The organism is Sphingomonas sp. (assembly GCF_035758555.1).
Taxonomy (GTDB): Bacteria; Pseudomonadota; Alphaproteobacteria; order Sphingomonadales; family Sphingomonadaceae; genus Sphingomonas_B.
This window is the reverse complement of the sequence record NZ_DASTXI010000089.1, coordinates 1-7,553: the sequence shown is the minus strand read 5'-3', so window position 1 is coordinate 7,553 and position 7,553 is coordinate 1. Positions and strand designations below refer to the sequence as shown.

The following is a 7,553-nucleotide window of genomic DNA, read 5'->3' as shown; positions in this document are numbered from 1 at the left end:
GGGTGCCGATCCGCTACGTGAACCAGAGCTATCCGCGCGACGTGCTGGCCGGAGTCTACCGGGCCAGCAAGATCGGCCTCGTGACGCCGCTCAGGGACGGCATGAACCTCGTCGCCAAGGAATATGTCGCGGCCCAGTCGCCGGACGATCCGGGGGTCCTCATCCTGTCGCGGTTCGCCGGCGCTGCCGAGCAACTGAGCGATGCGTTGCTGGTCAATCCATACAGCAACGAGGAGATTTCGGACGCGATCATGACGGCGCTGCGCATGCCGCTCGAGGAGCGGGTGCGCCGCTGGCGCATCCTGAAGCAGAATGTCGAGGAGCAGGACGTGGTCTGGTGGCGCCGGCGCTTTACCGAGGCGCTCATGTCGGCACCGGTTCCGGCCGAGTGAAGCCCAGATCGCCGCGATAGCGGACGATCGCCTCGGGCATCTGCTCGCGAATGAAGGCCAGCATGGCCTCGCGCACGTCGCAGCGAAGGTCGAAGGCGGTCGACGCATCCTTGGCGGTCATCAGCGCGCGGACCTCGATCGCTTCGGGCTTGCTGTCGGTGACCTGGAGGTTGCAGAAGCGTCCGTCCCAGCGGCGGTTCGCCTTGACGAGCTCTCCCAGCTTGGCGCGGAGGCGGCCGATATCGGCGGCGGGATCGAGATACCAGAAGACGCTGCCCAGGATCTGGCTGGTCGTGCGCGTCCAGTTCTGGAAGCTGTCTTCCAGGAATTTGGAGACCGGCACGATCAGCCGCCGCTCGTCCCAGACCTTGACGACGACATAGGTGAGCCGGATTTCCTCGATCCGGCCCCATTCGCCTTCGATCACGACCACGTCGTCGATCCGGATCGGCTCGGTAAAGGCCATTTGCAACCCTGAGATCAGGTTCTTGAGCGCAGGCTGCGCCGCGGCGCCGACGGCCAGCGCGGCGAGGCCGGCCGACGCGATCAGCGTCACGCCGATGTTGCGGACGCCCGGAATGCTCATCAGCATCATGCAGAAGGTGACGAGCAGGATCAGGAACATGCCGACGCGGTGCAGGATGTCGGCGCGCGTGCGGCGCCGCCGCGCACGCAGATTGTCGGCCGTGCTGATGTCTGCCCGCGACCGTATCCAGTCGGCTGCGATGTTCAGCGCCGCGACCGCCATCCAGCCGACCAGGCCGGGAAAGACGAGTCCGGCGACGCGATCCCACGCCCGCAGCCCGGCGGCGTCGAGCGCCAGCGCCGGCCGGATCGTCGAAAGCGCAAAGCCGACCAGCAGCCAGCGCAGCGGCGCGCAGATGCGCCGGATGACCATGTCGTCCAACGTCATGGACGATCTGGCCGCCGCACGTCTGGCCAGGTTGAGCGCGATCCAATGCAGCGCCAGTGCAACCAGCACGGCGCCGGCAACCAGCGCGATCGTCGCCAGCCATGAGGGAAGCGTGGCGGCAAGCCGCTCCATCGACCATCTCCTTTGAGCTTGTCCCCTCAAACCCAACGGAGCAGGACCGACGCCGTTCCCTGCCGGTCAGGACCAGCTTGCCGGCGGAAGGCGTCCGCCCGGCGCTACTGGCCGGCGCCCGCGGCCGGCTCCTTCAGCATCGGAAACGGGATGCCGAGCTGTTCCAGATAGGTCGGATAGCGCGCCGGATCGTAATAATATTTGGCAAGCTCAGGCTTGAAGCGGTCCATCGTCTCCGCGTTGATCTCCAGCGCCGGTTTGTCCGCCGCCGTGATCATCGGCTGATATTTTTGGTCCTTGGTCTGGACGTTCGTGAAATAGTCGCGCGCGGCTCTGCGAAGCTCCGGCTTCGTCAGCAGGTCGAGCGTGGTCATCGCCACCACCTTGGCGCCGGCGACGACGCCCTTGTGCGCGATCGGCGTCGCCATCGCGATCGCATTCGACCAATTGTGACCGGGCAGATGCGGGATGTTCGCCGGGTAGCGGATCGTGATCGTCGGCACGATCCAGGAGATGTCGCCGATATCGTCCGAACCGCCGCTCTTCGGCTCCTCTGCCGGCGGCTCCAGCTCGTCCAGCTTGGTGGCAAGCCCGTCCTGCTTTTCCGCCTTCACGTTCTTCTGGACCAGCTTCGCGAACGCCTGCTCGCCCTCGGTCCATTGGGGCAGCCCCACGGCCTTGATGTTCGCGTAGGCCGCCTCGGCCATCGGCTTGTTGAAGTGGCGCGGCGCCGCGGTCCCGACGATCCGGTGCGTGACCGTGGTGCCGGTCATCTTCGCCGCGCCCTCGGCCATCTCGTTGCCGATCTCGAAATTGTCGCGGATGCGCTTGAAGTCCTGCTCGCGGAAATAATACCAGACGGTCGCCAGCGACGGCACGACGTTCGGCTGGTCGCCGCCGTCGGTGATGACGTAGTGTGAGCGCTGTTCCGGCCGTAGATGCTCGCGGCGCATGTTCCAGCCCATGTCCATCAGCTCGACCGCGTCCAGCGCGGAGCGGCCGCGCCACGGCGCGCCGGCCGAATGCGCGCTTTCGCCTTTGAAGGTATATTGGACCGACACGAGGCCGGTTCCCGAGGGCTGACCCCAGGTGGTGTTCAGATTGTCGCCGACATGGGTGAAGATCACCTCGTCCACGCCCTTGAACACGCCGTCGCGGACCATGAACGCCTTGCCCGCGACCAGTTCCTCCGCAACGCCCGGCCAGAGCATCAGCGTGCCGGGAATCTTCTCCCGCTCCATCAGGTCCTTGACCGCCAGCGCAGCGACGATGTTGACCGCCTGGCCGGAGTTGTGGCCTTCGCCATGCCCCGGCGCGCCTTCGACCAGCGGCTCGTGCCACGGAACGCCCGGCTTTTGCGACGCCTTGGGAATGCCGTCGATGTCGCTGCCGAGCGCGATCACCGGGCCGCCGCTGCCATAGGTCCAGCGCGCGACCCAGCCGGTCGGCAGGCCGGCGACCCCGCGCTCCACCGTGAAGCCGTTCTTTTCGAGGAGGTCTGTCAGGTAGCGCGAGGTCTCGACCTCATGAAAACCGAGCTCGCCGAAGCTGAATACGGAATCGGTGATCTCCTGCGCCATCTTCGCACGGGCTTCCACGCCAGCGATCGCGCGCGTCTTCAGCGACGAAACCGACGCTCCCGCGGCGAGCGCTCCAGAGGCTGCGGACAAGAGAATGGCGGCCGTTCCCAGCCTGAAACACGCGCGAATCATATGGCGAACTCCCCGCTTTGCTTTTGCCCCTTTCCTAACGCATTGATCGGCGACGCAAAGCAAAACCGGTCAGATATAGGGAGGCGAGATGATGCAGCCGTTGGTCAATGCGCTTGCCGCGGCGGCGCTTGCGGCAACGTCCAGCCCCGCTGCCGTCTCTTTCGCGGACCGGGTGCTCCCGCCGCGATCGGCGCCGCAGGCGAGCGTTCGCCCATTCGTCAAGGTCGACGCCCCGCTGGTCGCGCTTCGGCACGTGCGCGTGATCGACGGCACCGGGCGGCCGCCGCTGGAGGACCGGACGGTGATCCTCGAAGGCGGCACGATCCGCTCGATTGCCCCCGCGTCCGCGCCGGTTCCGAAAGGCGCGACCGTGCTTGATCTGCCCGGCCGCACGGTCCTGCCCGGCCTGATCGGCATGCATGACCATATGTACTATATCGCCCGTCCCGATCTGGACGATCACGGCCACGCCGATGTGCCGACGCCGCTGGTGCCGCAGATGACGTTCAGCGCGCCGCGCCTGTATCTCGCGGCCGGCGTTACGACGATGCGGACGACCGGGAGCGTCGAGCCCTATACCGATCTGAACGTAAAGGCGCAGATCGATGCGGGCCTGCTGGCCGGCCCGCATATGGACGTGACAGGTCCCTATCTGGAGGGGAAGAACAGCCCCTTCATCCAGATGCATCAGCTGAAAGATGCGGAGGACGCCCGCAACACCGTCGCGTTCTGGGCGGGGCAGGGCGTGACCTCGTTCAAGGCATACATGAACATCACGCGCGCGGAGCTGAAGGCGGCCATCGATGAAGCCCATCGCCATGGACTGAAGCTGACCGGCCACCTCTGCTCGGTCAGCTATCCCGAAGCGGCAGCGCTGGGCATCGACGACCTGGAGCACGGCTTCTGGGTCAACACGCAGAACGATCCCGGCAAGCAGCCGGACGTCTGCCCGAAAACGGTCGGCGCGCCGACACTCGCAGCAATGGACGCCGACAGCGAGGCCGCCCGCGATCTGATCCAGACGCTGGTCAAGGCCAAGGTCGCGGTCACGTCCACGCTTCCGGTGTTCGAGCCGAGCTCGCCCGATTATCGCCCGTTGCCGGAAAGTGCGCTTGCCGTCCTGACGCCGCAGGCGCGCGAGGATTATTTCCGGCTCCGCAAGCTCACCGAGGCGGGGACGCCCGAACGCAAGGCGGCGCGCGCGAAGCTCTGGGCTAACGAGCTGAAGCTGGAACGCGCGTTCGTCGCCGCGGGCGGACTGCTGATCGCCGGCCCCGATCCGACCGGCGCCGGCAACGTCATTCCCGGCTGGGGCGATCTGCGCGCGGTCGAGCTGCTGGTCCAGGCCGGCTTCACACCGGTCGAGGCGATCCGGATCGCGACGCTGAACGGGGCGACCTATCTGGGTCTTGCCGACAGGATCGGCTCGATCGCCGCCGGCAAGAATGCCGATCTGGTCGTGGTCGGCGGCGATCCGTCGCGCGACATAACCGACATCGAGAAGGTCGAAATCGTGTTCAAGGACGGCATCGGCTATGACAGCGCGGCGCTGCGCGCATCGGTGAGGGGGCGCTATGGCCAGTATTGAGGCACGTGGGCGGCGGACTCGCATTTGCTGACAGCGATGTTATATACCGCTCGTTATGGAATCGATTGCCGCCGCTCCCCATCGGGGCCGTCCGCGCGAGTTCTGCACCGAGCAGGCGCTGACGGCGGCGCTCCGCGTGTTCTGGAGCAAGGGGTATGAAGGCGCGTCGATGACCGACCTCACCAGCGCCATGGGGATCACCAAGCCGAGCCTTTACGCCGCCTTCGGCAACAAGGAGCAGCTGTTCTGCAAGGCGCTCGATCTCTACGAGCGCGAGAAGATGGATTATGTCGGCAAGGCCCTGGCCGAGCCGACTGCGCGCAAAGTTGCAGAGCATCTGCTGCGCGGGGCACTGGAAAACCAGACGAGCAATTGCGAGCCCCGCGGCTGCCTGGGCGTCATCAGCTCGGTCGCGTGCGGCGAGGAAGCGCAGTCGATCCGCGAATTCGTGCTGGAACGCGGCGCTACGGCCCGACGCGCGCTGGTCGCCCGAATGGATCGCGCCAAGGCGGAAGGGGACCTGCCGTCCCATGTCGATGTCGAAGGGCTGACCAGCTATCTCTACGCGATCCTTCAGGGCATGGCGGTCCAGGCTGGAGCCGGCGCCTCGCGCGAGGATCTGGAGCGGCTGATCGACACTAGCCTGGCCTTTTGGCCGGGCGACTGAAAAAAAGTTTTTTCGGGAAATCAAAAGCCTGCGGAAAAATCGCCTACCGACCGGTATAGAAAGGCCTTGAACGCCTGCTGAACGGTTTATATACCGACCGGTAGAGATTAATGGCCGAGGTGCCACCACCAGAGCAGACCAACGGAAACGAGCTGCGGCGATAGCTTCGCCGCGACGCATTCGTGCCGCCGAAAACATGTGCCGGAGCACGCGGGCGCAACGCGCTTTCGCGAACGGGCGAGGTTTGCCCTGCGCCGGCGGAGAAAAGGGAGTTGACCATGGCGTATCTGAACTTTGCCGAACCGACAGCTGCGTCTGCGCCCGTGGCCCCGCGGCACGATCCTGTTCCGCCCAAGGCCAGCCTGAGCGCGCTCGAATGGCAAGTGGTGGCGCTGGCCCAGCGCGATTCCCTGGCGTCGCTGCGGACGCCGGGCCGGATCGCGGTCGCGCTTGCCGCCTTGTTCGGCGGGCGGACCGACACGCGGCTGGCCGATCCGCGGCTGGAGGCGCTGCGCCGGGTGTCGGTGCACGCCTGGTACCACGGCTTCGCCATCCCCGAATCCGAGATCGAGGGCTTCCATGCGGCGGGTTTCACGCCGGACCATCTCGAACTCGTCCTGACCAGCATCAGCCGCGGCCGCAGCGCGCGCCGCCGGAGGGCCTGAGCCATGAACATGATTACTCGCATCGACGAGACCGGCGCGAACGAAGTCGCGGCGCCGGCCGAAATTCGTACCGGCGCACGGTGGCGCAAGGGCGCGTTTGTCGCGGTGCCGCTGGCGGTGCTGCTGGGCGGCCTGGTCGTCGCCAATCGCGAGGCGCCGGCCCCGGCAGCACCGCCCGCGCCGACAGTGACGGTCGCGCAGCCGCTGGTCCGCGAGGTCAACCAGTGGGACGATTACGTCGGCCGGTTCGAAGCGAGCCGGTCGGTGGAAGTGCGGCCGCGTGTCTCCGGCCAGATCACGGCCGTCCATTTCACCGACGGGCAGCGGGTCCGGAAAGGGCAGGTGCTGTTCACGATCGATCCGCGCCCGTTCGCGGCGGCGCTTGCCGAAGCGCGTGCCGGGCTGGCGAGCGCCGAGAGCGATCTCGCGCTCGCCAAGGCCGATCTGGGCCGCGCGCAGCGGCTGCTCGGCGACCAGGCGGTATCGCAAAGCGAGGTCGACCGGCTCCAGGCGCGGGTGCGCGCGGCCGTGGCTGCCGTTGCCGGCGCGCAGGCGCGGGTCCGCTCGCGCGCGCTCGACCTGGAGTTCACCCAGGTTCGCGCGCCGATCGGCGGCCGCGTGTCGGATCGCCGGATCGATCCGGGCAATCTGGTGATGGCCGGCGATGGCGCGGCGGGCTCGCTGCTGACCACGATCAACGCGCTCGATCCGATCTACTTCAGCTTCGACGCATCCGAGGCCCTGTTCCTGAAAGCGAAGCGCGCGCAGGAGCAGGGGATCGACGCCTCAACGGTCGAGATCCGGCTGCAGGACGAGCCGGATTATCGCTGGAAGGGCCGGCTCGACTTCACCGACAACGGCATCGACCCGAAGTCGGGCACGATCCGCGGTCGCGCCGTGCTGGACAATCCGGAGATGTTCCTGACGCCGGGCATGTTCGGCAACATGCGGCTGGCGAGCGGCGGCACGGTCAAGGCGCTGCTGGTGCCCGACGCGGCCGTCCAGACCGACCAGGCGCGCAAGATCGTGCTGGTGGTGGGCAAGGACGGCACCGTCGCGGCCAAGCCGGTTGCGGTCGGCGCACTGGTCGATGGGCTCCGCGTCATCCGCTCCGGCCTGACGCCTGCGGACCACGTCGTCATTTCAGGCACGCAGCTGGCTGCGCCCGGTGCCAAGGTGCAGGTCCGCGCCGGCAAGGTAACGCCGCAGCAAATCGCGGACGCGCCGGCGATCGGCACGCCGCCGCCCGACCAAGCGACCTTCGCCGCCCGTTAAGCGCGAGAGGGGCCTTGGGCCCCTCTCACCTCCACAGACCAGCTCAATTCGAGCGAGGAGAAGCCCCATGCGCCTCTCGCGTTTCTTCATCACGCGCCCGATCTTCGCGGCCGTCATCGCGATCGTGATCACGATCGTTGGTGCGATTGCCTATTTCGGCCTGCCGGTCTCCCAATATCCTGAGATCGTCCCGCCGACCGTCACCGTCT

General features: G+C 67.0%; 8 protein-coding genes. 6 read left to right on the top strand and 2 right to left on the bottom strand.

Going from position 1 to position 7,553, the window contains the following annotated elements; translation table 11 throughout:
• The coding region (locus VFT73_RS05485) for a trehalose-6-phosphate synthase (RefSeq protein WP_326409158.1) at positions 1–392 on the top strand (392 nt) is incomplete at its 5' end.
• Here the strand turns inward: VFT73_RS05485 and VFT73_RS05480 are convergent.
• Positions 364–1,437 carry a mechanosensitive ion channel family protein gene (locus tag VFT73_RS05480; protein WP_326409157.1) on the bottom strand — a complete coding sequence of 358 codons (1,074 nt, stop codon included), beginning with the start codon at positions 1,435–1,437 and terminating at the stop codon, positions 364–366. The two genes, VFT73_RS05485 and VFT73_RS05480, sit on opposite strands and share 29 nt — an antisense overlap.
• A gap of 104 nt (positions 1,438–1,541) precedes the next feature.
• Positions 1,542–3,149, bottom strand: a complete 1,608-nt coding sequence (locus tag VFT73_RS05475) for an amidohydrolase (RefSeq protein ID WP_414712794.1) — start codon at positions 3,147–3,149, stop codon at positions 1,542–1,544.
• An 88-nt stretch (positions 3,150–3,237) separates the two neighbouring features.
• Here VFT73_RS05475 and VFT73_RS05470 point away from each other — a divergent pair, with 88 nt between their 5' ends.
• From VFT73_RS05470 to VFT73_RS15285, 5 genes are all read left to right on the top strand, one after another.
• Positions 3,238–4,737 (top strand): amidohydrolase family protein, encoded by a 1,500-nt coding sequence (locus tag VFT73_RS05470; RefSeq protein ID WP_326409155.1) that lies wholly within the window; start codon positions 3,238–3,240, stop codon positions 4,735–4,737.
• Positions 4,738–4,792: 55 nt separating this feature from the next.
• Positions 4,793–5,404, top strand: a complete 612-nt coding sequence (locus tag VFT73_RS05465) for a TetR/AcrR family transcriptional regulator (RefSeq protein ID WP_326409154.1) — start codon at positions 4,793–4,795, stop codon at positions 5,402–5,404.
• A gap of 278 nt (positions 5,405–5,682) precedes the next feature.
• A complete protein-coding gene (locus VFT73_RS05460; protein ID WP_326409153.1) occupies positions 5,683–6,069 on the top strand; it encodes a hypothetical protein in 387 nt (128 codons plus the stop codon).
• Between the two features lie 3 nt (positions 6,070–6,072).
• Positions 6,073–7,344, top strand: coding sequence for an efflux RND transporter periplasmic adaptor subunit (locus VFT73_RS05455; RefSeq protein ID WP_326409152.1), 1,272 nt, complete (start codon positions 6,073–6,075; stop codon positions 7,342–7,344).
• Positions 7,345–7,411: 67 nt separating this feature from the next.
• Positions 7,412–7,553: efflux RND transporter permease subunit (locus VFT73_RS15285; RefSeq protein WP_414712795.1), on the top strand; the 142-nt coding region annotated here is incomplete at its 3' end.